Annotated in this window: 25 protein-coding genes, 1 tRNA gene and 1 rRNA gene; 15 read left to right on the top strand and 12 right to left on the bottom strand. The window is 63.7% G+C overall.

Annotated features, from left to right (window positions below):
- Positions 1-13: 13 nt before the first annotated feature.
- The 5 genes from AC04SG_RS19515 to AC04SG_RS19495 are packed head-to-tail and all read right to left on the bottom strand — an operon-like array spanning position 14 to position 5052.
- Positions 14-796, bottom strand: a complete 783-nt coding sequence (locus AC04SG_RS19515; protein WP_112562870.1) for a DeoR/GlpR family DNA-binding transcription regulator — start codon at positions 794-796, stop codon at positions 14-16.
- Positions 778-1602 (bottom strand): HAD-IIB family hydrolase, encoded by an 825-nt coding sequence (locus AC04SG_RS19510; protein ID WP_488552447.1) that lies wholly within the window; start codon positions 1600-1602, stop codon positions 778-780. The genes AC04SG_RS19515 and AC04SG_RS19510 overlap by 19 nt, the downstream gene beginning before the upstream one ends.
- A 7-nt stretch (positions 1603-1609) precedes the next feature.
- Positions 1610-2902, bottom strand: coding sequence for an iron-containing alcohol dehydrogenase (locus AC04SG_RS19505; RefSeq protein WP_488552374.1), 1293 nt, complete (start codon positions 2900-2902; stop codon positions 1610-1612).
- 15 nt (positions 2903-2917) lie between these two features.
- Positions 2918-4375, bottom strand: a complete 1458-nt coding sequence (locus AC04SG_RS19500) for a xylulokinase (RefSeq protein WP_488552373.1) — start codon at positions 4373-4375, stop codon at positions 2918-2920.
- Positions 4375-5052: a beta/alpha barrel domain-containing protein gene (locus AC04SG_RS19495; protein WP_192255520.1), complete on the bottom strand. Its 678-nt coding sequence runs from the start codon at positions 5050-5052 to the stop codon at positions 4375-4377. The genes AC04SG_RS19500 and AC04SG_RS19495 overlap by 1 nt, the downstream gene beginning before the upstream one ends.
- Before the next feature lie 162 nt (positions 5053-5214).
- On the opposite strand from AC04SG_RS19495, the gene AC04SG_RS19490 reads away from it, so the two are divergent.
- The 5 genes from AC04SG_RS19490 to AC04SG_RS19470 all read left to right on the top strand — a co-directional run bounded on the left by AC04SG_RS19490 (position 5215) and on the right by AC04SG_RS19470 (position 9666).
- Positions 5215-6597, top strand: coding sequence for an ABC transporter substrate-binding protein (locus AC04SG_RS19490; protein WP_488552372.1), 1383 nt, complete (start codon positions 5215-5217; stop codon positions 6595-6597).
- Positions 6598-6664: 67 nt separating this feature from the next.
- Positions 6665-7594 (top strand): carbohydrate ABC transporter permease, encoded by a 930-nt coding sequence (locus tag AC04SG_RS19485; protein ID WP_488552371.1) that lies wholly within the window; start codon positions 6665-6667, stop codon positions 7592-7594.
- 10 nt (positions 7595-7604) lie between these two features.
- On the top strand, positions 7605-8438 hold the full coding sequence (locus AC04SG_RS19480; protein WP_112562882.1) for a carbohydrate ABC transporter permease: 834 nt from the start codon (positions 7605-7607) through the stop codon (positions 8436-8438).
- Positions 8439-8449: 11 nt separating this feature from the next.
- Positions 8450-9505: an ABC transporter ATP-binding protein gene (locus tag AC04SG_RS19475; protein WP_488552370.1), complete on the top strand. Its 1056-nt coding sequence runs from the start codon at positions 8450-8452 to the stop codon at positions 9503-9505.
- The gene (locus AC04SG_RS19470; RefSeq protein ID WP_488552369.1) at positions 9502-9666 is read left to right on the top strand and encodes a hypothetical protein; all 165 of its coding nucleotides are present in this window, start codon (positions 9502-9504) and stop codon (positions 9664-9666) included. Before AC04SG_RS19475 ends, AC04SG_RS19470 begins: the two co-directional genes overlap by 4 nt.
- Before the next feature lie 153 nt (positions 9667-9819).
- Here the strand turns inward: AC04SG_RS19470 and AC04SG_RS19465 are convergent, their stop codons facing one another.
- Genes AC04SG_RS19465 through AC04SG_RS19450 form a run of 4 tightly spaced genes read right to left on the bottom strand, consistent with a single transcriptional unit; the run spans position 9820 to position 14916 of the window.
- Positions 9820-11121, bottom strand: coding sequence for an NAD(P)/FAD-dependent oxidoreductase (locus tag AC04SG_RS19465; RefSeq protein WP_488552368.1), 1302 nt, complete (start codon positions 11119-11121; stop codon positions 9820-9822).
- 2 nt (positions 11122-11123) lie between these two features.
- Positions 11124-12506, bottom strand: a complete 1383-nt coding sequence (locus AC04SG_RS19460) for a glutamine synthetase family protein (RefSeq protein WP_488552367.1) — start codon at positions 12504-12506, stop codon at positions 11124-11126.
- Between the two features lie 6 nt (positions 12507-12512).
- On the bottom strand, positions 12513-13796 hold the full coding sequence (locus tag AC04SG_RS19455) for a glycosyltransferase (RefSeq protein WP_488552366.1): 1284 nt from the start codon (positions 13794-13796) through the stop codon (positions 12513-12515).
- A 10-nt stretch (positions 13797-13806) separates the two neighbouring features.
- Positions 13807-14916, bottom strand: a complete 1110-nt coding sequence (locus tag AC04SG_RS19450) for a GntR family transcriptional regulator (protein ID WP_488552365.1) — start codon at positions 14914-14916, stop codon at positions 13807-13809.
- A gap of 65 nt (positions 14917-14981) precedes the next feature.
- Here AC04SG_RS19450 and AC04SG_RS19445 point away from each other — a divergent pair, with 65 nt between their 5' ends.
- The 10 genes from AC04SG_RS19445 to AC04SG_RS19400 all read left to right on the top strand — a co-directional run bounded on the left by AC04SG_RS19445 (position 14982) and on the right by AC04SG_RS19400 (position 23517).
- Positions 14982-16046 carry a polyamine ABC transporter substrate-binding protein gene (locus AC04SG_RS19445; protein WP_488552364.1) on the top strand — a complete coding sequence of 355 codons (1065 nt, stop codon included), beginning with the start codon at positions 14982-14984 and terminating at the stop codon, positions 16044-16046.
- Positions 16047-16438: 392 nt separating this feature from the next.
- Positions 16439-17275 (top strand): ABC transporter permease, encoded by an 837-nt coding sequence (locus tag AC04SG_RS19440; RefSeq protein ID WP_112562896.1) that lies wholly within the window; start codon positions 16439-16441, stop codon positions 17273-17275.
- Positions 17276-17461: 186 nt separating this feature from the next.
- Complete coding sequence (locus AC04SG_RS19435; protein WP_488552363.1) at positions 17462-18253, top strand: ABC transporter permease; 792 nt, start codon at positions 17462-17464, stop codon at positions 18251-18253.
- A complete protein-coding gene (locus tag AC04SG_RS19430) occupies positions 18250-19323 on the top strand; it encodes an ABC transporter ATP-binding protein (protein WP_488552362.1) in 1074 nt (357 codons plus the stop codon). The genes AC04SG_RS19435 and AC04SG_RS19430 overlap by 4 nt, the downstream gene beginning before the upstream one ends.
- 10 nt (positions 19324-19333) lie before the next feature.
- On the top strand, positions 19334-20608 hold the full coding sequence (locus AC04SG_RS19425) for a glycosyltransferase (RefSeq protein WP_488552361.1): 1275 nt from the start codon (positions 19334-19336) through the stop codon (positions 20606-20608).
- Complete coding sequence (locus AC04SG_RS19420) at positions 20605-20955, top strand: cupin domain-containing protein (protein WP_488552360.1); 351 nt, start codon at positions 20605-20607, stop codon at positions 20953-20955. Before AC04SG_RS19425 ends, AC04SG_RS19420 begins: the two co-directional genes overlap by 4 nt.
- A 21-nt stretch (positions 20956-20976) precedes the next feature.
- Positions 20977-21318 carry a cupin domain-containing protein gene (locus tag AC04SG_RS19415; protein ID WP_488552359.1) on the top strand — a complete coding sequence of 114 codons (342 nt, stop codon included), beginning with the start codon at positions 20977-20979 and terminating at the stop codon, positions 21316-21318.
- 21 nt (positions 21319-21339) lie between these two features.
- Positions 21340-21684, top strand: a complete 345-nt coding sequence (locus tag AC04SG_RS19410) for a cupin domain-containing protein (protein WP_203280460.1) — start codon at positions 21340-21342, stop codon at positions 21682-21684.
- A 20-nt stretch (positions 21685-21704) separates the two neighbouring features.
- Positions 21705-23213, top strand: a complete 1509-nt coding sequence (locus AC04SG_RS19405; RefSeq protein ID WP_488552358.1) for an aldehyde dehydrogenase family protein — start codon at positions 21705-21707, stop codon at positions 23211-23213.
- Between the two features lies 1 nt (position 23214).
- Positions 23215-23517: a helix-turn-helix domain-containing protein gene (locus AC04SG_RS19400; protein ID WP_488552357.1), complete on the top strand. Its 303-nt coding sequence runs from the start codon at positions 23215-23217 to the stop codon at positions 23515-23517.
- A 140-nt stretch (positions 23518-23657) separates the two neighbouring features.
- Here AC04SG_RS19400 and AC04SG_RS19395 read toward each other — a convergent pair whose 3' ends face one another.
- The 3 genes from AC04SG_RS19395 to rrf form a co-directional block, all read right to left on the bottom strand.
- Positions 23658-24053 carry a RidA family protein gene (locus AC04SG_RS19395; RefSeq protein WP_203280463.1) on the bottom strand — a complete coding sequence of 132 codons (396 nt, stop codon included), beginning with the start codon at positions 24051-24053 and terminating at the stop codon, positions 23658-23660.
- 328 nt (positions 24054-24381) lie between these two features.
- Positions 24382-24458: transfer RNA gene (locus AC04SG_RS19390), tRNA-Met, on the bottom strand.
- A gap of 213 nt (positions 24459-24671) precedes the next feature.
- Positions 24672-24786, bottom strand: a 5S ribosomal RNA gene (gene rrf / locus AC04SG_RS19385).
- Between the last annotated feature and the right edge of the window lies 1 nt (position 24787).

The raw sequence follows: 24787 nt of genomic DNA, 5'->3' as shown, positions 1-24787 counted from the left end.
CGGCGCCGCCCAATCAGTCGCCGGCAAACACATGCAGCTCCGTGCCCGCCTGTTCGGCAGCAGTGCGCAGGTCGGCCTTGGGTTCGCTGTCGGTGACGATATCGGCAATGTCGTCAAGTCCGCAGATGCGCTCCAGGCTGGAGCGGCCGAACTTGTCGTGGGTCACCACCAGCACCGTCGACAGTGAACGCGATATCATCGCGCGCTTGACTGCCGCGGCGCCGGAGATCATGTCGCTCGGGCCGTCGGCACTTAGTCCCGACGCCCCGATGATGGCGACATCGGCGTTGTAGCGGCGCACGAACTCGACCGTATCTTCGCCCAGCACGCTGCCTTCCCTGCTGTCATAGGTCCCGGGGCAAAGCAGCACGCGGAAGGTCGGATTGGCGCCAGCCACCGAGGCCACGCCGGTGGAATTGGTGATGATGGTCAGGTCGCGCTTCAGCTGCGAAAGGTTGCGTGCCACCTCATAAGTGGTCGAACCGCCATCGATCATCACGATCTGGCCCTTCTCGATCAGGCCGGCCGCGCCGCGGCCGATGCGGGCGCGCTCGTCGACCAGGGTCAGGCCGCGCTCGGAAATCACCGGTTCGGTCGTCACCAGCGAGATCGTCGCGCCGCCATAGGTGCGGTTGATCAGCCCGGCATCGCCGAGTTCGATGAGATCGCGGCGGATGGTCTCGCCTGCGACCCCGATTCGCCGGGCGAGCTTGGAGATGCGAATGGACGCCGACCGGCGCACTTCCGAAAGGATAAGCGCGTGCCGCTCCTTCTTCGTCAGTCGGCCTTGATCCATGACACTTCCGTTCCCTTTGCAGCAATCAACGCGTCGGCAAGCTCGGCAAATCCTTGCGCGCCGCGCCCGCTTGTGACGAAGGCAGGAGATGCCGGAAGTTCGCCGGCGAAGTCCAGCACATTAGCGACGCCGACGCTGTTGGGGAAGAAGCCGAACATTGGTGCATCGTTTGGACTATCGCCGACGAAGGCAATGCTGTCCTTGTCGTGGTCGATATCTATACCGAAACAGTCCTGCAAGAATAGCCGGCTTGTCGACAGTTTGTCGTATTTGCCGAACCATCCATTGACATGGATGGACGAAATTTTCGCCGTCGCGCCATAGCGCTGGAAGATACCAACGACCTTCAGCACTTCGGTTTTTGGCAGCGGCGCGACATCCTCGCAAAAGTCGATCGCCAGATCGGCCTCGCGATAGGGCTGGTCGGCGGCGACCGCCGCACCCGGAACCTCACGCAGCACGGTGTGCTCGATTTCGCGCAGACGTGCGGCATCGGCCTGCCGTTCGGCAGCGCTTTTGGCGTAGTGGCGAACAATCCGCTTGGCAGCGTCGTCGTAGCGAAAATAGAACGCGCCGTTCTCGCCGATCACACCATCCACCGGCCATTGCCGCGCGATCAGGTCGCACCAGCCAGCCGGGCGGCCGGTGACCGGCGCGACGATGAACCCAGCCTGCTTCAGCCGCTCCAGCGCCGCATAGGCTTTTGCCGGCAATCGTCCCCTGTCGGTCAAGGTGTCGTCTATGTCGGTCAGCACGACGGCGATCTTGCGCCGGTCCAGGGTGGTGAAGTCGGCAAGCGGGCGCAGCACCCGTTCAGGCTCCCGCCGCGACCGTTTCGAGCGAGACGGCCGCGACGTCGAGCATGGTGAACCTGTCGCGGATCAGCCGGGCATTGGCGACTGCTTCGTCGTAGAAGGCAGCCGGTATGGCGACCTCCTGCGGCGTGGTCGGCGCACCGGCGGCACGCAGTGCCGCCGCGATCTCGCGCGCCGGACGGGCCACGCGGGAAAGCCTTTCGCGATACGAACGCCATTGCTCGGCCAGCATGGTGTTGATGGCGGTCGCCCGCTCGTGGTCGAGCAGCTTGGGCTTGAACGCTGCCCAGCAGGAGCGTCCAAGCGTTTCGCCAAAGATCTCGATGAAGCGGTCCGGTGTATCGGCGGACGGCGCAAGCTGCAGCTCCGGCAATGCCAGCACACCTTCCTGCAGCCGCGCCATTGTCAACGTCGTCACCGCTATGTGTTCGCCGTGATGCGCCTCGGGCAGGCCCTGGCCGCGCATATCGATGTAGTGGGCGATCAGATGTTCGCCCTGGCTGGCAGGATAGGAGCCGCCGCACAAAGTCATGCCGAGGCCGGACATGACCAGCGTGCGCACCAGCACTTCCATTGCCTCAAGGTCCCCTGTCCTGAGTTCGCCGGCCTTGGCGATCAGCGTCTTCTCGTCCTCGGCCAGAAGCATGAACGGCGCCTGCCTGTAGGGCGTGCCGAGCAACAGATGCGCCATCAGCCAGTCCGTCTGGGCGGTCGGTCGCGCCATCGAGTCGCCGAAGCCGGCGGCGATCAGCCGGTACGGCGCCCGCGCCATCACGTCGAGGTCGAGGAATACCCCGACCGGCAGGCTTGCCGTCAGCGATTTCTTCAGCCCGTCCTCGGTGATCGCCGCCGACACCGAGGTATAGCCGTTCATCGAAGGCGCGGTGCCGAACACCGCATAGGGTTTTTGGGTGAGATGCGCGGCATATTTGGTGATGTCGTTGATCGAGCCCGATCCGACCGCGACCAGGCCGCTGGCGTCTTTCGTGCGGGCGATCACCGATCGCACGGCGTCCATGTCCGGATGCGGATGGCGCGGCAGGATGATCTTGTCGACATCGCTGGAGCCGCGCAGCGCGATCGACACCCTCTCGCCCAGCGCCAGGCGCGTGTCGGGATCCATCACCACGGCGAGCTTGCGGCCGAGCGGCAGCGGCTTGACCAGCGCATCGGCCTCATCGCCGAGACCGCGCCCGATGACGATGGTCTTCAGCGGCACCGATAGCATGCCCTCGCTATCCGGGTCAGGCAGCGTGCCGGCAATGAGACTATCGAGCATTTCTTTGGACATCGGGATGCCGTCCAATCAGTCAGCATGGAGCGGGGTCAGGGCATCGAACAGGGTCCGATACCGGCGGTAACTTCTGTCGTAGGCGGCCTTGGCCGACGGGTTGGGGTCGATCGTCTCGATGCCACCGCTCAGCCTTTCGGCCGCCTGCTGTACTGAGGACGAAAGGCCGATGGCGGTGGCGGCAAGGATTGCCGCGCCGATCGGCGAGGCGTCGGCGGCGCTTGCTATCTCGACCGGCCTGCCACTGACATCGGCGCGGATCTGCGCCCACACCCGGCTGCGGGCGCCGCCGCCCGACAGCCTGATGCGCCCGGTGGCGATGCCAAGTTCGTCCAGCCGGTCGACAACGTCGCGCATGGCGAAAGCGCAGCCCTCCAACACCGCGCGCGCGCAGGCCGCTTTGCCGTGGAAGGATGTCAGGCCGTAGAAAGCGCCCCGCGCCTCGGCGATCCATCGCGGCGCCATGGCGCCGGACAGTGCCGGGACGAACAGCAAATCGTCGCTGCCGGCAACGACCATCGCCGCCAACTCCGATATTGCCGCCGGAGAATCGACGCCGAAGGTGGACAGGAACCAGGTCACTGCACCGCCCGAGAGCCATCCGGGATTGGAGACGAAATAGCGGTCGTCGAGAAAACTATGCGTCTCGACCAGGCCGCCGGTGTCGAGGCGGAGCGTGTCGGATACCGCGCCGACCACTTCCGCCGTACCGAGATTGCAGGTAACGACACCGGGCACGACAACGCCGGCGCCGATGGCTGCGGAAAAATCGTCGCCAGTGCCGACTGCCAGCGGCGTGCCCACAGGCAGGCCTGTCAGATCGGCGCCGGCAGCAGTCAAGGCGCCGGCGACCGCCGATGCATCGTCGATGCCGGGCAATTTATCTGCATCGATGTCGAAGGCGGCGAGCAGATCGCCGGCATAGAAGCGCTCCTTCAGCCCATAGAGCATGGTCGTCGAGGCCAGCGCGTGGTCGATGACGGCACGGCCGCACAAAGCCGCGACCACGAACGATACCGGCTGGTGCCAGAGTGCTACTCGGCGCGCTTCGGGCAGGTTGCGCGTTGCCCAGCGGATTTTCGCCGCCATATGCGTTGCGTCCAGAACGAGACCGGTGCGCTCGCGGATGAAGTCCGGGTCGATGCCGGCAATTTCTCCCGATGCGCGCCGGTCCATCCAGATGATGCATGGCGCCAGCGCCTGACCGCTGCTATCGACAGCGACACAGCCGTCGAGCTGTCCGGCAATGGCGATTCCTTTGATGTCGGATGGCGCCAGCCCGGCCTTGTCGAGCGTGTCGGCAATCGCCGGCTTCAGCGCCGCCAGCCACAGCGCCGGATTCTGTTCGGCCCATCCCGGCGCCGGAAAGGCCGGCTGGTAAAGCACGCCGGCCTCGCCACGCAGCCGCAACTCGTCATCGACGACAACCGCCTTAAGGCTCTGGGTGCCGAGATCGATGCCGATAACCGCCATTAGACACGCTCGCAATCCGCGAGGACATCCCGCAGTTGCGAGAGGATAGAACCTTTCGTCGGCGAATAGGAACCGTCGAAAACCGCTGTGCCAATGGTAAAAGCGTCTGCGCCAGCCTGCTTGATTGCCTTGATCCGATCGGCCGAAGCCACCGCGCCGGCTACGATCAGATGCCGCAACGGACCAAGGCCGCGTCGGGCGGCGCGAACCAGTTCGGCCGGGTCGGCCTCGGTGGCGCGATAGGCGAGGATGTCGCATCCCGCACAACCCTTTTCCGCAAAGGATCGGCAGTCGGCCTCGACATCTCCCGGGGAGCCGCCGAGCTTGGTCGGATGGCCGACCGGCCGTCCCGGAAAAGGGTAGTATTCGGTGTCGCTCCCCTCCAGCAGCGCCATGATCTCGTCGACCTGGGTGCCGCCAAGCAGGCGCTGGATGCCGAGATCGCGGGCAATGCGCGCGGAGTTGAGGCACGCCTCCGCTGTCGTCGAGACGACTTCCATATAAGTGGTGGCGCCTGTCCGGCGAATGGCGCCGGCGAGCTTGCGCAGCACATCGGGCGCAACGCCAATATCCTTGAAGCCGACATGCTTCAGACCGACCGGCTCGATCAGCTCGACCAGGTCGAGACAGTCCTCGACCGTGCGATCGTTTCGCGTCAGCATGAAGATGAAGTCCATCCGAAAGGTCCCTCGCCTGGTCGGGAAAGCCGGGTTACCGCCGGCCTGTTAACATCTCCCAATCATTTGTTGCAAGGTGCCACATTTTAATTTGCAGTACCACATATTTTATGACAGAACGGGCGCCGGCCCGCCAGGCACGACTTCTAGGGAGAGGGAAGAATGCTCAAGCCGCTGATACGTGGGAGCACCGCATCCGGACTCCTCGTTCTCGCCGCCCTTATGTGGCAAATCACACAGGCCGCCGCGTGGGATCTGAAAGAGGCGTCGAAGCCTTATAGCGGCCAAACCATCCGCATGGTCGGCGAGGCGCTACCGCCGCTCGAAGCGTTGAAGAAGATGGCGCCGGAGTTTGAAAAGCAGACCGGCATCCATGTCGAAGTCGAGATGTACGAGCATTCCGAAGCCGTCAACAAGGTGCAGCTCGATCTCAATTCGCACCGCGGCCGCTACGACGTCATCATCCAGCCGCATCGCGAACTCGGCAAATTCGCCACCAACAACCATCTGGTCGAAATCGCCAAGATGATGGCCGATCCGGCTTTGCGCGATCCGACCTTCGAGCCGGAGAAGCAGCTCTACCAGACCGCCTGGCACGAAATCTCCTGGTATGATGGCAAGGAGTACGGTTTCCCCTTCACCGTGCTCAACATGTTCATGTGGTATCGCTCGGACCTGCTCGCCGATCCCAAGGAGCAGGCGGGCTTCAAAGCCAAGTATGGCTACGACCTCGCTCCCGCCAAGGACTGGAAGCAGTATCGCGACATCGCTGAATGGTTCTACCGCCCCGACCAAGGCTTTTACGGCACCGCCCTGCAGGGCAAGCGTCACGAGGCGCTGTGGTATGAGTGGCTCAACTTCCTTTATTCCTTCGGCGGCGACGTGCTCGACGTGAAGAGCGGCTCGGCCTGCGGCCCAGTCATTGTCAACAGCCCCAAGGCCGTCGCCTCGCTCGAATACTACAAGAGCCTGCTGCAATTCTCGCCGCCGGACAGCCTCAACTATTTCTGGGACGACGTCATGGCACTGATGCAGCAGGCCAAGGTCGCCGAGCTGATCATGTGGAACGATGCCACCTATGCCGTGTCGGTCGACACCACGGCTTCCACCGTCGTCGGCAAGGTCGGCTTCGACCTCGTACCGCAAGGCGACGGCGGCAAGATCGGCCAGGTCGAGGGCTGGACCTACCTGATCCCCGTCTATTCGAAGAACCAGCAGGCGGCCTTCCTCTTCGTCCAGTGGATGATGGGCTATGATCGCCAGCTCGAACAGCATCTCAATGGCGGCGCCTCGGGCCGGCCCGATGTCTATGCCTCGGCGGAGGTGCAGAAACTGCCCTACGCCAAGGCCTCGATGGAGGCCAACGAGCATGCGGTGCCGAAGGCGACGCTGCCGCAATCGGCCGAGATGACCGACATATTGGTGCGCGAGCTGTCGTCCTACCTCGCCGGTGAGAAGGAAGCGCAGGCTGCCCTCGACACCGCCGCCACCGACATCTCGACATTGCTCGGTTCTTGCGCACCCATGACCTATCCGGCACGATAGGCCTTGAGATGTCGCGCAGAGGCTACCCGCACAAGCGGGTAGCCATTCTTGTCCGCAGGAAACGCCCGTGACGAACCGCACTCCATCGCTGCGCGGAATGCCGCTTCTCGACCGTGGAGTGGGACCGCTGCTGATGCTGCCGGCGACGCTGCTCGTCGTCGTCTTCCTGGTCGGCCCGTTCTACTACATGGTCTATACCGCGCTGACCGACCTCAGCTTTGCCGATGCCAGCCATGCGGGCGCCTTTGTCGGCTTCGACAATTTCCGCAAGCTGATGCGTAACGATCCGTTCTTCTGGGCGTCGTTCCTGCTCACGCTGAAATTCGTCGTCATCGCCGTGGGCCTCGAATTCCTGCTCGGCTTCGCGCTCGCCTTCCTGATCTTCCGCTTCGTCGCCAGCCAGCGGCTTTTGACCACGCTGCTGCTCATCCCGATGATGATCGCGCCGGTCGCCGTCGGGCTGATCTGGCGCCTGCTTTTGCAGGGCGATTTCGGCATGCTCACCTTCTACATGCGCAAGGTCGGCCTGCTGGCGCAGAATGCTGCCGTGCTTTCGGCACCCGACCTTGTTTTCCCGACCATCGTCGCCATCGACGTCTGGCAGTGGACGCCTTTCGTCACCCTGATCCTGCTGGCCGGCATGATGAGCCTGCCCCGCGCGCCGTTCGAGGCCGCGATGATGGACGGCGCCAAACCGTTCCAGATCTTTCGCGACGTCATGCTGCCGCTGCTCAGACCCGTCATCGCGCTGGTGCTGCTCTTGCGCGGCATCGACGCCTTCAAGGAATTCGACAAGGTCTTTCTGATGACCGGCGGCGGTCCGGGAACGCTGACCGAGCTTGTCTCGATCTATGCCTACCGCGTCAACTTCCGCAACTGGGACCTCGGCTACGGCGCGGCCGTCGCCTTCATGATCTATCTTGTGGTGCTGATCCTGTGCTCGGTCTTCTACAAGGCCGTCTACTGGTCGAGCCGCAAGCCGGCGGCCGCGTTTTGAGGGCGCGGCGATGATTGACCAATCCACAAACCGCGCCTGGAAAAGCTTTGCCTGGGCCGTGCTGCTGGTCGCCGTGGTGGTCGCCTTGACGCCTTACATCTGGATGGTGCTGGCCTCGTTCAAGAACCGCGTCGACCTGTTGTCGTCGGTGCCGAAATGGAGCTTCGCGCCGACGCTCGCCAACTATCCCGCCGTTTTCATCGACAAGGAATACTGGCCGCTGGCGATCAATTCGGTGCTGATCTCGGTGTCCTCAACTGTGCTGTGCATCGTCATCGGCGCACCGGCCGCCTATGGCTTTGCCCGCTCGGATTTTCCCGGCAAGGAAGACCTGTTCTTCTTCTTCCTGACCACCCGCATGGCGCCGCCGATCTCGATTGCCGTGCCGCTGTTTCTGTTCTTCACCTCGCTTGGCCTGATCGACACCATCTACGCCGTGGTCATCGCCCACACCTCCTTCAACCTCTCGCTCGTCGTCTGGATGATGCGCGGCTTCTTCGCCGAAATCCCCAGGGAGATCGACGAAGCCGCGATGATGGACGGCCGCTCGCGGCTCGGCGCGTTCTTCTTCGTCGTCGCGCCACTGGCCGCACCCGGCATAGGCGCCACCGCCGTGCTCTGCTTTATCCTGTCGTGGAACGAGTTCCTCTATGCCTTCATCCTCGTCGCCTTCGACGGGCGCCCGCTGACTGTCGGCATACCCGGACTGGTGACGCCGCATGGCACGCTGTGGGGACAGGTTGCGGCGGTCGCCATCGTGGCGACGCTGCCGATCGTGCTTTTCACGTTCCTTGTCCAGAAACAGCTGGTTCGCGGCCTCACCTTCGGCGCGGTCAAGGGTTGAAGGGATCTCGCATGGCAATTGTTTTCGACGGCGTCACCAAGGCCTTCCCGGACGGGACGGTGGCGCTGGAGGCGCTCGACCTTGCTTTCGAGCCCGGAGAATTCCTTGTCCTGCTCGGCCCCTCGGGCTCCGGCAAGACGACAGCCTGCCGGCTGCTTGCCGGCCTCGAACGTCCGACCGCTGGCCGCATCCTAGTCGAAGGCCGCGACGTCACCGATCTGCCCCCGCGGCTGCGCGGCATGGGCATGGTGTTCCAGAACTATGCGCTCTACAGCCACAAGAGCGTCTACGAGAATATCGCCTATCCCTTGCGTATCCGGAAGATGCCGGCCGCCGAACTCGACCGCTGCGTGCGCGCCATGGCCGAGTTGCTCGAAATCACCCGCTATCTCGACCGCCGGCCCTCGCAATTGTCAGGCGGCCAGGCGCAGCGCGTCGCCATCGCCCGCGCCTTGGTCTGGCAGCCGAGCCTGTGCCTGATGGACGAGCCGCTGTCCAATCTCGACGCCTTGCTGCGGCTGCACATGCGCACCGAGCTGAAGCGGCTGCATCGCGAGCTGAAGAAGACCTTCGTCTTCGTCACCCACGACCAGGAAGAGGCGATGACGTTGGCGACGCGGGTCGCGGTGCTGCGCGAAGGCGCGCTGATCCAGTATGACGATCCGCGCGAGATCTATCGGCGGCCGGCCAACCGCTTCATCGCCGAATTCATCGGCCGTCCGGCGATGAACACTTTCGACGGCGATGTCCGCGGCGGCGTCTTCCACGCCAACGGCTTTAGCTGCCCGCTGCCGGGAAAGCCTGACGGTCCCATCGTGCTCGGCATCCGCCCCGAGCAGATCCAGCTTGTCGACGCGTCTGCCGGCGATGCGATCCGGTTTGCCATCGACGTCGTCGAAGCGGTCGAACCCGATGTGCTGATCTTCGCCAAGAGCGAGGCAAACGCGCTGATCGTCAGGACAGTGAATGACGATCGCGCCTACGACCCCGGCCAACCGCTGCACCTGCGCTTCCCACCGGCAGCGCTGCACACGTTCGATGCGGTGTCGGGAGCGCGGCTGCCGTGATCACGCTGCTCGCCCTCATGCCGCTGGCCGCCGCAGCGCTAATCTGGCGGCTATTCTATGTTTTCAACAAGTCGAGGCGCTGGTTCTCGACCGGCGAGCTCATCTTCTGGGACGCCATCGCACTGGTCATCCTGCAGCTTGTCTGGCTGATCTGGTTCTGAATCCGCGCCGAGATCAGTAGCCGATCGCGCAACCGTCCTTACGTGGATACGATGTTGCCGCCATCGCTTCCGTGGCACGAACCGGCGAGCGGCCGGGGAACTGAAAATCACGCATGCAATCGCCTCCGATGATCCCCGCCCGCCAGCAGTAACTCAGTGCTTGATGCGGTCGCGCATGGCGTACCACAACATGCCGAGCACATAGAGCGGACCACGCAGCGCCGTGCCGCCAGGGAACGGCACCGGCGTCAGCGTCGAGAACAGATCGAGTCGTGAGGCATCGCCGGTGATCGCTTCGGCCAAGAGCTTGCCCGACAGCGTCGACAGGATGACGCCCTTGCCGGAATAGCCATGCGCGAAATAGACCTCGCCATAGTGCCCGACATGCGGCAGCCGCGACGTCGTCACTGAGACCAGCCCGCCCCAGGCATGGTCAATGCGGCAGCTCTTCAGTAGCGGGAAAGTGGCCTCCATATGCGGCCGCACGAAGCCGGCAATGTCGGCCGGCGGCGACGGCGTGTAGCGCTCGCCACCACCGAACAGCAGGCGTCCGTCTGCCGACATGCGGTAATAGTTGACGACGAAACGCGTGTCGGACACAGCAACATTGGCCGGGATGACGTTGCGCTTGCCCTCCAGCGGCTCGGTGGCGACGATGTAGTTGCCGACCGGCATGATGCGGCTGTTGACGCGCGGCTCCAGCCCGTGCAGCAACGCATCGCCGGCCAAGACGACATGTTTGGCCCGCACCGAGCCTTTCGATGTCGAGACCCGGATCGAAGGCTCGCGCTCCAGCTTCACCGCCACCGAATTCTCATGGATGACGACACCTGCCGCCACAGCGGCACGGGCAAGCCCGAGCGTGTAGTTCAGCGGATGCATGTGGCCGCCAAGCGGCTCATACATGGCCCCGTGGTAAGGCGTGTCGACCTTGGCCCGCGCGTCCGCCGCCGACAGAATCTCGACGTCGCGAAACTTCATCACGCTCTCAAGGCATTTCGCCTCTTCTTCGAGATCCCTAAGATCGGAGCCGTTGACCGCGCCGACCAGATGGCCGGTCAGTCTCAGGTCGCAATCGATGGTATGGCGCTCGATGATGTCGAGCACCAGGCCGCGCGCTTCGAAGGCAAGGTCGAACAGCGCCTTCGCCCGCTCGGGGCCATAAAGCTTGACCAGCCCCTTTGCGCCCTTGCGCAGACCGGGGATCATCTGGCCGCCATTGCGGCCCGATGCACCCCAGCCGATCTTGCCGCCTTCGAGCAGCACCACCTTCAGGCCGCGCTCGGCGGCATGAAGGGCAGCCGACAGGCCGGTGCAGCCGCCGCCGACCACCACCAGGTCGGCCTCGACATCTCCCACCAGCGCCGGATGGTCCGGCGCCGGGTTGGCGGTGGCGACATAGTAGGATTTGCCGATATCGAGACCGGAATTGAAACCCGTTGAGCTGGAGGCCATGATCACACCTTCAGCAACAAATGGTCGCGTTCCCAGCTCGTCACCACGCTCTGGAACAGGTCGAGTTCAACGCTCTTGACGCGCAGATAGGTCTGGAAGAAATCCTCACCCAGCAACGCCCGCACCGGCTCGCAAGCGGTGAAGCGGTCGAGCGCCTCCTCCATGGTTTTCGGTAGCGTGCTTTTGATCTTGTAGGCATTACCCGATGCTTCTACCGAGCGCGCCAGTTTCTGCTCGACGCCGAGATAGCCGGCGAGCAGCGAGCCGGCGATCGCCAGATAGGGATTGCAATCCGCACCCGGCAAGCGGTTCTCCACCCGTCTTGCGGCACGGCCGCCGGCCGGCACGCGCAGGCCGCAGGAACGGTTGTCATGCGACCATTCGATGTTGGCCGGCGCGCTGTGGTTCGGTCGGATGCGGCGGAACGAATTCACGTTCGGCGCAAACAGCGGCATGATCTCAGGCACGTACTTCTGCAGGCCGCCGATGAAATGGTCGAACATTTCGGTGTCGGCATCATCAGCGCTGGCAAACAGCGCCGCGCCCGTCTTCTCGTCGACGACGGACATGTGCAGATGCATCGAGCTTCCCGCCTGCGCGGCGATCGGCTTGGCCATGAAGGTGGCATGCATGCCGCTCTGTTGCGCGGCCTGGCGCGTCAGCCGCTTGAACAGCAGCACCTGGTCGGCTAGCGGCACCGCATCGCCATGGAGCAGATTGATCTCCAACTGCGCGGTGCCCGATTCGTGGATCAGCGTGTCAAGCGGCAGACCGGCCGCCGCGGCATAGTCATAGACGCGCCGGATCACCGGCTCGAATTCTTCCAGCGCCACCATGTCATAGGGATGCTGTGAGCCTTCGGCGCGGCCATTGGCGCCGACCGGCGCGGTCAGCGGCTGATCTGGATTGGGATTGGGCGCGGTCAGATAGAATTCCACCTCCGGCGCCACCACCGCCCGCCAGCCGCGCTGGCGATAGAGATCGAGCACGGCTCGCAGCACGTGCCGCGGCGAGGCCATCCATGGTCTGCCGTCCATGTGGAAGGCGTCGGCGAAGACATAGGCTTTGCCGGCATCGCCGCCTGGCGCCAGGCACAGCGTCGAGACGTCGGGCACCATGCGCATGTCCGGATCCTGATAGGCAAAGCCTTCATCGATCGAGCCGGAATAGCGGCCATCAATGCTGACCAGGAAAGCGCTGCTCGGCAGATAAAGCGCGCGGTCTTCCAGCGCCTTGAGAAACTTCGCCGCCGGCAGCGCCTTGCCGCGCAGCACGCCGTTCATGTCTGGCACCAGGCACTCGACTTCGGTGATGCCGTGCTGAGCGAGCCAGCTCTTGGGATCGTTGCCGGTGAAGAGAGTGGTGTTGGTATTTTTGTCCTGCATTTTGGTTCACGTACCTATGAGAGAGAGTATGGCTTGCGCGGCCACATCCGTTCCAGGGGTCAGCGCCATCCGGGCTGCATTCTCCCTGAGGCGGGCGCGCATCACATCGTCGGCCAGCAGACCGAGAATGGCTCTCTCCAATCCCCCTTCGGTCCAGGCGTCGCGGCCGATATGGTCGCCGACGCCCGTCTCTCCCGCGCGTTGCGCATTGTCATGTCCGTCCCAGCAATAGGGCATAATCAGCGACGGCACGCCGAAGCGCAGCGCCTCGCAAAAGCTGTTGTTGCCGCCGTGATGGATGAACAGGTCCGACTTCGCCACCACAGAAGGCTGCGGAAACCAGGCGTCGAGATAGACATTGTCCGGCACCGCGCGATAGGCGTCGCGCAGTCCGCCGGCATTGACGATGAAGCGCGCCGGCATCCTGTCGAAGACGGCAAGCATGCGCTCGATCAGCCCGACATCCATGGCGCCAAGGCTGCCGAAGCTGACATAGACCAGCGGCCCGCCATTGCGCGGAAACACCGGCACCTCGAACGGCCCTTCCGAGCGCACGCAGCCTTCGAGATAAATGAAGCGTTCGGGGTCGAGCGGCTCGGCACGCTCGCGCCGTACGATCGTCGGCGTCAGCAGCAGGTTGAGATCGGGCGACGTCTCGAGAAAAAGGCCTTTGGGCAGCGGCGCCAGGCCGGAATCCGCGCGAAAACGGTTGAAGCGGTCATGTGCCGGCGCCGAGGCCGACAGATAGCGCGCCTCGAACGCCTCGCGCTGCGGGTCGTCGGCAGCCATCCCTGAGAGATAAGGCGGCACTTCGGCATCAGGCAGTTCCGTCTCGGCGCAGGAGACGACACGCACCCACGGACAGCCTGCGGCGGCAATCGCCGGGAACATGATGACATTGTCGAGCACCACGGCATCCGGCTTCAGACGCGCCAGCAATTGGCGCAAGGGCGCCTCGGCATTGACCGCCGTGTCGACGATCGCCTGCCAGGTCGGCGCGACATAGGTTTCGAGCTGGTCGATCGGGCTCAGCCGGAAATGCGGCAAATGCCGGCGCACGAACGCCTGCCAATAGCTCTGGCGGTCACTGTCGCTTAGCGGCTCGTCGGTCGGCAGCTGGTATTCCTGGAACCCGTAGTCGGCAAAGACACCGGAGAAACCGGCATGGCAGATGAAGACGGGCCGGGCGCCCCGTGCGCGCAATGCCTGTGCGATACCGACGCAATTCAACGCGGCGCCGAAACTGGCTTCGGGAAACAGCGCGATGGTCGGGCTGGCTTTACGCGTCAATTATTCCTCTTCAGTCCGGCCGGCTGATCATGCCGAACAGTGCGGGAGCTCCGCGGCTGGCCGCTTGCGGTCGCTGGTTGCGGGAGAGCCGCAGGTGGATGCGAAGCAGATCGGCAGCCACCTCATACTGCCGGCTTTCAAGATAGTCGAGTATGCCTAAGTGTTCGCGCAGCGATTGCCGCAGCCGGAAGACGTTGACGCCGGCATAGATGCCAGGCAACCGACGCAGGCGGAGATGATCGGCCAGCGCATCCGACACAAAGCGGTTGGCGCAGCCCTCGGCGATCATGCCATGAAAATCCATGTCCAGCCGCTGGAACTCGCGCGTGTCCAGGGTCGCGTCCGGCAATGCCGAGAGCGCTTCCATGCCCTGGCGCAATGCTGCCGCCCGGGCACCGTCCAGCCGGAAGCCGGGCGCCAGGATCGCAGCCGGCTCCAGCAGCAGGCGGAATTCATAGCTCTCGCCTTGCGCCTCCGGATCGTCCGGCGCACGCCGGAACAGCCAGGACTGGCCGGGCGCACGATCAAGCAGATTCTCGTCAGTCAGTTTGTTAAGCGCTTTTAGTACCGTCTTGCGATCAGCATCGTACCGCCGCATCAACCCCGCGACGGTCACCGTCTGGTCAAGCCTTCGCGCCGAGCGATCGCGCAGGATCGCTTCGGCAAGCTCGTCTTCTTCAGCACTGGGAAGCACGGCGGCAATGGCCGGCTGCGCGGCGAGATCGACCGTCAGGTGGTAACCCGTGTCGGCCTCCCAGCGCACTACGCCCTGCCCGGCAAGCAGGCTGAGCGCCGCGCGCACCGGCGTGCGTGAGACATTACAGAGCGAGGCGATCTGCTGTTCGGGCAGGCGCGCGCCGGGCTCAAAACCGCGCTGGCGCGCGACATCGAGGATGCGCTGCGCCAGATCGAGATGGTTGGTGCGAGGTCGTCGGGCTGCGGCTTGCATGACTGGTCTCGGCGGACGGAAGTGACGGATTGGTTTGGCCGATCGCCGGAACGGACGCAATCGGCCAGATTCCTCGGTCGGTTGGCAAATTATGGATTGACGTACTTTTTTCTGCAATAGTACTGTCAGCACAATCGGCGAGAAAAGACCGAGGGAACAGGAGCGAGGCATCGGCGCGGGTCGCCGGCTTTGGTCCGGCAAATGATTTCGACGATCAAACCGAATGGGAGTCTGCCATGACCGCTACCAGCCTGCGGCGCCGTGCGCTCAATATATCTTCAATCGCTCTCGGCCTTGCTCTGGCGCTGTCGGCGCCGGCTGCCGCCGCCGACCTCGTCATCTCCAACTGGGACGGCTACATGGCGCCCGACGCCATGGCCGCCTTCAAGACCGCCACCGGCGTCTCCGGCGAAGTGGTGGTGCACGCCACCAATGAAGAGATTATGGGCAAGCTGATTGCCGCCGGCGGCAAGGGCTATGACGTGGTTTTCGTCTCCTCACCCTTCGCCGAAGTGTTGAACAAGCTCGGCCTGACCGAACCGGTCGATCACGCCAAGATCCCCAACCTCGCCAACCTCTATCCCGAGGCGACCAAGCTGCCGCACGATGTTGGCAACGCTTTCTCCGTCCCCTACACCTGGGGCACGACGGGCCTCTGCTATCGGTCGGACCTGGTCAAGACAGCGCCGACCAGCTGGAGCGACTTGCTCGCGCCTTCCGATGAGCTGAAGGGCAAGACCACCATGCTGGCGACCGACCGCTGGTTGCTGGCCGCCGGCCAGCTCGACAAGGGCTATTCTGTCAACGAGACCGACCCGGCCAAGATGGCCGAGGTCAAGGACCTGTTGATCTCGGCCAAGAAAACCCTGCTCGCCTATGACGACACCACCTTCTATTCGAAGCTGGTTTCCGGCGAGGCGCTGATGGTGCAGGCCTGGGACGGCTGGTGCAATTACGGCATCGCCGACAAGCCCGAGATCAAATACGTCATCCCGAAAGAGGGCTCGGACCTGTGGGTCGACACGATGGTCGTGATGAAGGCGTCCGAGCACAAGGACGACGCCTTCAAGTTCATCAACTTCATGCTCGACGCCAAGAATCACGCCTGGGCGGCGCAGAACATCGATTACAAGGTGCCGAACAAGCCGGCGATGGAAAGCCTGCCGGCCGACTTCCTGGCCAAATTCTCCAACATGGCGATGCCGGTGGCTGACCTCGTCAAGTTCGAGCAGCTGCGTGACGTAGGCGAGGCCCAGCGCGACTATTCCAAGATCGTCAGCGAGATCAAGGCCGCGCAGTAAAATCGATTGCTGGAAGCAAGCTTGCGTTCCCTCGCGCCCCCCTCTGGCCTGCCCGTCCTCCGCAGCAGCTGCGCTGCAGCTGCGGAGGGTGGACCGGCCATCTCCCCTTTGACGGGGGATATTCGCCGGCTTGCAGCTTTTCGCCAATCGGCGGCGCAGCGCCCCCTCATCCGGCCGCTTCGCGGCCACCTTCTCCCCGCTGGGGAGAAGAGGAAGGTGCCAGCGCTGGCCATCTCCTCTCCCCTCGGGGAGAGGTCGGATTGCCCCGAATTGGCCTTCGCAATTCGGCTGGCAATCCGGGTGAGGGGGCAGCTACCGAGACACCATTTCGATGCAGTTGAGATGATCGGCAGGGGTGTGGCGTGACGCGGACCTCCCGCTCCTCCCTGTTGATGGCTCCGGCGCTGGTCTGGCTGACCGCGTTGATGGTGGTTCCATGCGCATTGGTGCTGGCGCTCGCCTTCTTCCGGCGCGGCATCTATGGCGGCATCGACTACACGTTCACGCTGGAGAATTTCGGGCTGGTCTTCGACCCGCTCTACGCCGGCATCTTCCTGAAATCGGCGCGCATCGCCGGCACCGCGACGCTGATCGCGGTGGTGATCGGTTATGCCGCCGCCTATGCGATTGCGGCCGCCCCGCGCCGGTGGCAGCCGGTGTTCCTGTTCTTCGCCGTGCTGCCGTTCTGGTCCAACTATCTGATCCGCACCTATGCCTGGATCGTGCTGCTCAACCGCGAAGGGCTGATCACGCAGCTCTTGCGCTGGTTTGGTTACACAGGCGAGCCGCCGTCGATGCTCTACACCGAAGGCGCCGTCATCGCCGGCCTGGTCTACAACTATCTGCCCTTTGTCATCCTCGCCTGCTACGCGCCGCTGTCACGCCTCAACCCGGAGCTCGCCGAGGCCTCGCGCGACCTCGGCGCTTCGGCCGCCACGACATTTCGCCGTGTCATCCTGCCGCTCACCGTGCCGGGCATCGCTGCCGGTGCGGTCTTCGTCTTCGTGCTGTCGATCGGCAATTTCGTCACCCCGGCGCTTCTTGGCGGTGGCCGTTTCCAGATGATCGGCAACCTCGTCTACGACCAGTTCCTGACCGCCAATGACTGGCCGTTCGGCGCCGCACTTGCCATGGCGCTGATCGCCATCATGCTTCTGGTGCTGATGGCGCAGGCGCTGGCCGCCGATCGCGCCGCGGGGCGTGCGGCTGAGGTAAAAGCCGATGGCTGAGCGCGGCGCGATCCTCACCTTCTCCCCGTTCACGGGGAGAAGGTGCCCCGAAGGGGCGGATGAGGGGCGACGCCAGCGCCTGCAAGGTTGGGCGCTGCCCCTCATCTGCCTGCCGGCATCTTCTCCCCGTGAACGGGGAGAAGGACACAGTTCGTTCACGCGGCTCCAAACTATTGGAGGCTCGCGATGAACCAATCCTTCACCCGCACTCTCGGCATGCGGACGACCCTCGTTCTCGTCTTCGCCTTCCTCTACATCCCCATCGCCGTGCTAGTGGCGCTGTCCTTCAACGAAGGCGGCTTGCCGACGGCATGGTCGGGTTTTTCGCTGAAATGGTATGCCTCGCTGGCCGGCAATTCCGCCATCCTCTCCGCCGCGCTCAACACGCTGATCGTAGCGCTGGTCTCGACCGCCATCGCCACGCTGCTCGGCACGCTGCTGGCGATCGGCGTCGAGATGCGCCGGCAATACGGCAAGGGCCTGGAGGCGCTGATCTTCGCGCCGATGATCATTCCCGACATCGTGCTGGCGATCGCGCTGCTGTCGTTCTTTTCCATGCTGAACCTGACCATGGGCCTGCACACCATCATCCTCGCCCATGTCGTCTTCAACCTCGCCTTCGTCTGTTCGGTGGTGCGCGCCAGGCTGAAGAACTTCGACTGGTCGATCGTCGAGGCCTCCGCCGATCTCGGCGCCTCCGCCATCACCACCTTCAGGCGGGTAACCTTGCCGGTCATCCTGCCGGCGGTGATCGCCGGTGCACTGCTTGCCTTCACGCTGTCGGTCGACGAATTCATCATCGCATTCTTCACCGCCGGCGCCGGCCGCGCCTCGACCACGCTGCCGATGCAGATCTATGCCATGATCCGCTTCGGCATCACGCCGGAGATCAACGCGCTGGCGACCATCGTCATGGCTGTAAGCATCACCGCGCTGACCCTGTCGCAACGGCTCAACCGTGGGATCATCGGCCAATGAGCGAACCACGCACGCTGTTGGCCATCGACAATGTGTCGAAGAAGTTCGGCCGCGTCACCGCTGTCGACGGCATCTCGCTCGACATCAGGGAGAACGAGTTCTTCGCCCTGCTCGGCCCCTCCGGCTGCGGGAAGACCACGTTGCTGCGCATGTTGGCTGGCTTCGAGACACCCACGGACGGACGTATCCTGCTCGACAACAGAGACATCGCCCGGACGCCGCCCAACAAGCGGCCCGTCAATCTGATGTTCCAGTCCTACGCGCTGTTCCCGCATATGAGCGTCTGCGCCAACGTCTCCTACGGCCTTGAGATGGAGCGTCTGCCGCCGGCTGAAATTCGCTCCCGCGTCGACGCCATCCTGGCCACGACCGAACTCGTCCCGTTCGCCGACCGCAAGCCGGAGCAACTGTCGGGCGGCCAGAAGCAACGCGTGGCGCTGGCTCGCGCGCTGGTCAAGCGGCCCCGGCTGCTGCTGCTCGATGAGCCGCTCGGTGCGCTCGACAAGAAACTGCGCGGCGCCATGCAACTGGAACTGAAGCGCCTGCAGCACGAGGTCGGCATCACCTTCGTCATCGTTACCCATGACCAAGAGGAATCGCTGGTCATGGCCGATCGCATGGCCGTGTTGAAGGACGGCAAGCTGCTGCAATGCGATACACCGCACGCCATCTACGAGCATCCCGCCGATCGCTTCGTCGCCGACTTCATCGGCGTGATGAATTTCGTGCCGGGCAAGGTATCAGCCGATGGCGTGATAGCGGCGAACGGCGTGCGCATCGCCGGCAAGGTACCCGCCACGCTTGCGCCTGGCGCTTCCGCCGTCGCTTCGGTGCGGCCCGAACGCATCCGGCTGTTCCCGTCAACCGAGACCGCCAACCGCACCACCGGCACGGTCGAGGCGCTCGCCTATCACGGGCTCGATTTGCAGCTGCATGTCCGCACGCCCTTGTCGCCGAAACCCTTCCTGGTGCGCGTCACCGCCGATGCCGCCGACCGTCGGCCGGTCTCGTCGGGCGACCAGGTCGAGCTCGGCTGGGACGCCGCCGATGTCAGAATTTTCGCAGAATAGGAGAAGCCTGATGGCGCAGAAGACGATCGCGTTTTTTCCGGAAGCCGCCTACGGCCCGGCGCTCAATTCCGTCGGCATCGCGCAAGCCGTCGAGGCGCGCGGACACAAGGCTGTGTTCCTGTCCGACCCCGGCTTCGTCGATGTCTACAAGGGCTACGGCTTCGAGGCGCATCCGGTGAACCTGTCGGAACCGATGCCACCCGAGCAGATGGCCAAATTCTGGGAGGATTTCATCAACGGCCACATCCCGAACTTCCGCAAATCGCCCTACGATCAGGTCGACAATTATGTGAAGGATTGCTGGACCGCGATCGTCGATAGCGCCAAGTGGGCGCAGAAGGATCTGCCGCGCGTTCTGGCCGCCATCGAGCCGGACGTGATCTGCGTCGACAACGTCATCCTCTTCCCGGCCATCAAGCAGTTCGGCAAGCCCTGGGTGCGCGTCATCTCCTGCTCGGAAAACGAGATCGAGGATGAGGACATCCCGCCGCATCTCTCCGGCTGCGGCGAGAACGACCATGTCGGCCACCAGCGCTACCGCGATCATTTCAACGCGGTGATCAAGCCGATCCATGACGACTTCAACGCCTTCCTCACGGCCAATAAGGAGACGCCCTACCCGATCGGCCAGTTCTTCGAGGCCTCGCCCTATCTCAATCTGCTGCTCTATCCCGAAGCGGCGAAATTCAAGCGCCGCCATCCGCTCGACCCCAAAAAATTCCAGTATCTCGAAGGCTGCGTGCGGCAGGAGAAACCCTACACGGTACCGACCTTCGCCGAGAACAATGACGGCCCGCTGCTCTACGTCTCGTTCGGCAGCCTCGGCGCCGGCGATGTCGATTTGCTGAAGCGCATCATCGCGACGCTGGGCAAGACCCGTTACCGCGCGCTGGTCAATGTCGGCGGCTACAAGGACCAGTATACGGATGTACCCGGCAACGTCATCGTCGAGAGCTGGTTTCCGCAGCCTTCCGTCATCCCGCAGGTCGATGCCGTCATCCACCATGGCGGCAACAACTCGTTCACCGAGTGCCTCTATTTCGGCAAGCCGGCGATCATCATGCCCTATGTCTGGGACGGCCACGACAATGCCACCCGGGTCCAGGAAACCGGCCACGGCTTCGGCATGCCGCGCTACGACTGGATCGACGCCCAGCTGGTCAGCAAGATCGAAACCTGCCTGACCGACCCGAAGATGAAGGCCAAGCTGGCGAAGACCTCGGCGCAGATGCAGGCGCAGAACGGCCCGGAGAAGGCTGCCGGCTTGCTGGAGGCGCTGCTGTGACTTCCTCCGCCCCGCACCTCTACCAGGCCTCGACCCGCACCGATCTCGTCGACTGGGGCGTCCAGCCGGATGCGCTGGACGGTGCTTCGCACTCGACCGGCAAACTTGTCCACAAAGGGCCGAACAACCAGCCGGAATCCGGCATCTGGGTGTGCACGCCCGGCCGCTGGCGCCTCTCGATCCCGCGCGACGAATTGTGCCATTTCGTCGCCGGCCGCGCGACCTACCGGTCGGATGTCGGCGAGGTGATAGAAGTCGCGGCCGGGACCGTGGTCATGTTCCCCGCCGGCTGGACGGGCGAATGCACCGTGTATGAGACCATGCGCAACGTCTACATGCTGGCCTGAACAGCAACGGAGCTTCACGACATGCCGACACCGCACTGGCCAAAAGTCTCGACCGTGGAACTGGAGGATTGGGGCGCGGGCAGCAACACGCTGGCCGGCTCGCCGCGCGCTTCGGGCAGGATCCTGTCGCAGAACCCTGACGGTTCGAGCGAATGCGGCCTGTGGTCGTGCACGCCGGGCTCGCGAAAAGTCACCTTTGCCGCCGACGAGTTCTGCCATTTCCTGTCGGGCCACGGCACTTATGTCCACGAGAACGGCGAAGAAATCCCGGCCGAGGCCGGCACGCTGGTGTTCTTTCCCGCCGGCTGGACCGGCACCTCCATCGTTACCCAAACGCTGACCAAAGCCTTCATGTGCCGCTGAGCACTTTTCAAGGAAATCGCTATGACCACGCCCATCATGCAATCCCCGCTCACCATTACCGAACTCGTCGACTGGGGCGTCATCCCGACGATGATCGAGGGTGAGTCCCACACCTCGGGCAAGCTGCTCTACAAAGGGCCGGAAGGCCGCTCCGAATGCGGCCTGTGGGTCTGCACCCCCGGCAAGTGGCATTGCCACGTCACCCGTGACGAGTTCTGCCACTTCCTCGAGGGACGCTGCACCTATGTCCATGAATCCGGCGAGGTCATCGAGATCGAACCGGACACGGCAGCGTTCTTTCCGCAGGACTGGAAGGGCATCTGCACCGTCCATGAGACGATCAAGAAGGTCTACATGATTCGCTGAGCGGATCTGAGAGGATGTCCATGGATTTCTCCGCTGACCGGCCGGCGTTCTTTGTCAATCCGGACTACCGATCGATGACCGGCGCGAAAAAACCGGTAATCGATCCGGCGACGCTCGAAACCGTCGGCACGATCTCCGCCGCGACCGATGGCGAGATCGACGCCGCGTTGACTGCGGCGACCACAGCGCAGGCCGCCTGGAAAAAACTCGACGCCAAGAGCCGGGCAAAACACCTGCATGCGGTCGCCAATGCCATCGAGGCGGCCGACTTCACCCGATGCGCCGAACTGATGGTGCGCGAAATGGGCAAGCCTTATCCGGAGGCGATCGGCGAGATCGCCAATTGTGCGCCGATCTTCCGCTACTATGCCGAGATGGCGCGTGATGATGCCGGTAAGGTGGCCGGCACGACGCAGGCCGGCTCGTTCCAGTATGCACGCTACGAGCCCTACGGCGTCTCCGTCCACATCATGCCCTACAATTTCCCGATCCTGCTGATGTGCTGGACAGTGGCGGCTTCGCTTGCCGCCGGCAATGCCTGCGTCATCAAGCCGGCCGAGGCGACGACGCTGTCGACGCTCGACTACATGACCGTGTTCCGTTCGCTGCCGGAGGGCCTTGTCTCCTGCCTGCCCGGCGCAGCCGCCACCGCCCAGGTGCTGATCGCCTCCGACCGCACCCATGCGGTGGCCTTCACCGGCTCGGTCGCCGCCGGCAAGGCCGTGGCGGTCGCCTGCGCCGGCCGCATGAAGCCTTGCGTCATCGAGGCCGGCGGCAGCGATCCACTAATCATCAGCCAGCACGCCCCGCTGGAGGTAGCGGCCGCCGGCAGCGTCACCGCCGCTTTCCACCTCACCGGCCAGGTCTGCACGTCGGCCGAGCGCTTCTTCGTCGTCGATTCGGTGCATGACCGCTTTGTCGAACTGTTCGCCGAGAAGACGCGTGCCCTGCGCATCGGCAATGGCATGGACAAAACCGAGATCGGTCCACTGGTCAGCGAGGCCGCGAGGGCAAAAGTGATGCGGCTGGTCGACGACGCCATTGCGCGCGGCGCCAGGGCCGTCACTGGCGGCCGTATCCCGCCGGCGCACAACACCGGCTGGTTCTACGAACCAACGATCCTGACCGGCGTCACTCCCGATATGGCGATCGTACGCGAAGAGTGTTTCGGGCCGGTCGCCGCGATCTGCCGCGTCAAGGATTTCGACGAGGCGATCCGGCTTGCCAATGACAGCCCGTTCGGCCTCGGCGCCTCGGTCTTCACCACCGATCTTGCCGAGGCACATGAAGCGGCCGAGCGGCTCGAAGCCGGCATGGTCTGGGTCAACAATCCGCTGATCGACAATGACGCGTTGCCCTTCGGCGGTTGGAAGGCCTCAGGCCTTGGCCGCGAGCTCGGCCGCCAGGGGCTCGACGCTTTCCGCCGCTCCAAGATGGTCATCATCGACCACAAGCCGGCAATCCAGGACTGGTGGTACCCCTACCCCGACAGCTGGTTCCGCGAGACAGGCGGCCGCAAGCACGTATGAGATGATCCGGCAGATGCCATGCCGCTCGCTCGCCTTGAATTGCCTGCCTTGCCAGCCAATCACGGGCCACGTTCGCGCGGCGGTTTGCGCGACTGATTGGAGAGCCATCGCTGGCCTTGTCGCGCGATGGCGGATGAATCTCGCAGCCAAGGCGTTCAGGGAAACCAATCGCACTATTGACGAGATCGGACGAGCGGTCGGCTATGAATCGGCGCCTTCGTTCTCGCAGGCTTTCACCCGGCTGATCGGCCAGGCTCCCGGTCGCTATCGCCGAAGTTTGCAGCCGCTTGGCCCGACGACCTGAGTACCTGACCCTCCGATATCAGCTGGCTGGGCCGGCAGATCTCGCTGATCGCACCAAATTTCATCGAGAGAGTAGACCGACCCGATCTCGGTCGAGAAATCAGGGTTCCGGGATCGGTTGGCGGCTTGGCTCGTCCTTGCTTAGCCGACGACCGCGATCGCATCGATCTCTATCAGGTAGCCGGGAGACATCACAGCTATCCCGACCACGACGTTTGCTGGCTTGTGATCCCCGAACAGCTCGATCTGGGCCTGTTCAATGATCGGCACGTGTTCGTCACGTTTGTAGTCGACGATGTAAATTGTGATCTTGCAGACTTCCTCGGGCCGAGCGCCGGCGGCAGCAAGCGCACGGCCAAGATTCCCGAATGCCAGGCGCGCCTGGGCTGCGAAATCACCATGGCCAACGAGCTTGCCGTGTATGTCTTCCGGCTGCTGGCCTGAGACGAACACCAGCTTGCTTCCTGTTGCGACGACGACCTGGCTGTACATTTCTGGAACGGGCAGATCGTGGGGATTTATGCACTCGAGCGGCATTGAATAGGTCTCCTGCTATGACTGACGGAAACTGGCTGCTTCACGGATCAAAATGCCAGGGACTATTTGCGGGTCTACGACACTGTCGCCGAAGCGGGCGCTTCCCCTCGCAATTACAACCGCAAGCATCCGCATGTGAGCATCGCCGTGCACTGAACCGCTTCGGGCTCGCCGGCGGCTCCGAGGGTTGGGTTAGGCTCCCATGCGCGCCTCGTCGAGCATGGCGTAATATCGTCGGCCTCGGCGGGCGGAATGTTGCCGAAAGGCTCGAGCAGGCCGAGCCGGCTGCCGCATACAAAAAAGCCCGCACGGGGCGGGCTTTTTGATTTGGTTGCGGGGACAGGATTTGAACCTGTGACCTTCAGGTTATGAGCCTGACGAGCTACCGGGCTGCTCCACCCCGCGTCAACCTTAGAGGTAAGCCGAAGCTTACTGGATTAGAAGAGCCGCCAAATGAAAGGGCCGCTTTCGCGGCCCGTCGTCCCGTTGGCGGGCCTCAATGCATGTCGCCCAAAGGTGTTGAGCGGTTTTGGGATAACGACATGCATCAACATAATCGTAGTGAGAAGATTCCACTCACATCCAATTTGGATCGAGAGTTCAACGTGCGTTTGGCAGACCTGGCAGCGACCTACTCTCCCGCGTCTTGAGACGAAGTACCATCAGCGCTGGAGCGTTTCACGGCCGAGTTCGGAATGGGATCGGGTGCAGCCGCTCCGCCATAACCACCAGGT

The organism is Mesorhizobium sp. CNPSo 4684, from assembly GCF_057784315.1.
This window is presented reverse-complemented; position numbering and strand designations above follow the sequence as displayed.

Bases quoted from the DNA above. Each gene is read 5' to 3' on its own strand.
- AC04SG_RS19515 (WP_112562870.1), bottom strand. From the start codon at position 796: ATGGATCAAGGCCGACTGACGAAGAAGGAGCGGCACGCGCTTATCCTT.
- AC04SG_RS19505 (WP_488552374.1), bottom strand. From the start codon at position 2,902: ATGTCCAAAGAAATGCTCGATAGTCTCATTGCCGGCACGCTGCCTGAC.
- AC04SG_RS19500 (WP_488552373.1), bottom strand. From the start codon at position 4,375: ATGGCGGTTATCGGCATCGATCTCGGCACCCAGAGCCTTAAGGCGGTT.
- AC04SG_RS19495 (WP_192255520.1), bottom strand. From the start codon at position 5,052: ATGGACTTCATCTTCATGCTGACGCGAAACGATCGCACGGTCGAGGAC.
- AC04SG_RS19490 (WP_488552372.1), top strand. From the start codon at position 5,215: ATGCTCAAGCCGCTGATACGTGGGAGCACCGCATCCGGACTCCTCGTT.
- AC04SG_RS19480 (WP_112562882.1), top strand. From the start codon at position 7,605: ATGATTGACCAATCCACAAACCGCGCCTGGAAAAGCTTTGCCTGGGCC.
- AC04SG_RS19475 (WP_488552370.1), top strand. From the start codon at position 8,450: ATGGCAATTGTTTTCGACGGCGTCACCAAGGCCTTCCCGGACGGGACG.
- AC04SG_RS19465 (WP_488552368.1), bottom strand. From the start codon at position 11,121: ATGGCCTCCAGCTCAACGGGTTTCAATTCCGGTCTCGATATCGGCAAA.
- AC04SG_RS19460 (WP_488552367.1), bottom strand. From the start codon at position 12,506: ATGCAGGACAAAAATACCAACACCACTCTCTTCACCGGCAACGATCCC.
- AC04SG_RS19450 (WP_488552365.1), bottom strand. From the start codon at position 14,916: ATGCCTCGCTCCTGTTCCCTCGGTCTTTTCTCGCCGATTGTGCTGACA.
- AC04SG_RS19445 (WP_488552364.1), top strand. From the start codon at position 14,982: ATGACCGCTACCAGCCTGCGGCGCCGTGCGCTCAATATATCTTCAATC.
- AC04SG_RS19440 (WP_112562896.1), top strand. From the start codon at position 16,439: ATGGCTCCGGCGCTGGTCTGGCTGACCGCGTTGATGGTGGTTCCATGC.
- AC04SG_RS19435 (WP_488552363.1), top strand. From the start codon at position 17,462: ATGAACCAATCCTTCACCCGCACTCTCGGCATGCGGACGACCCTCGTT.
- AC04SG_RS19430 (WP_488552362.1), top strand. From the start codon at position 18,250: ATGAGCGAACCACGCACGCTGTTGGCCATCGACAATGTGTCGAAGAAG.
- AC04SG_RS19425 (WP_488552361.1), top strand. From the start codon at position 19,334: ATGGCGCAGAAGACGATCGCGTTTTTTCCGGAAGCCGCCTACGGCCCG.
- AC04SG_RS19415 (WP_488552359.1), top strand. From the start codon at position 20,977: ATGCCGACACCGCACTGGCCAAAAGTCTCGACCGTGGAACTGGAGGAT.
- AC04SG_RS19410 (WP_203280460.1), top strand. From the start codon at position 21,340: ATGACCACGCCCATCATGCAATCCCCGCTCACCATTACCGAACTCGTC.
- AC04SG_RS19405 (WP_488552358.1), top strand. From the start codon at position 21,705: ATGGATTTCTCCGCTGACCGGCCGGCGTTCTTTGTCAATCCGGACTAC.
- AC04SG_RS19400 (WP_488552357.1), top strand. From the start codon at position 23,215: ATGATCCGGCAGATGCCATGCCGCTCGCTCGCCTTGAATTGCCTGCCT.
- AC04SG_RS19395 (WP_203280463.1), bottom strand. From the start codon at position 24,053: ATGCCGCTCGAGTGCATAAATCCCCACGATCTGCCCGTTCCAGAAATG.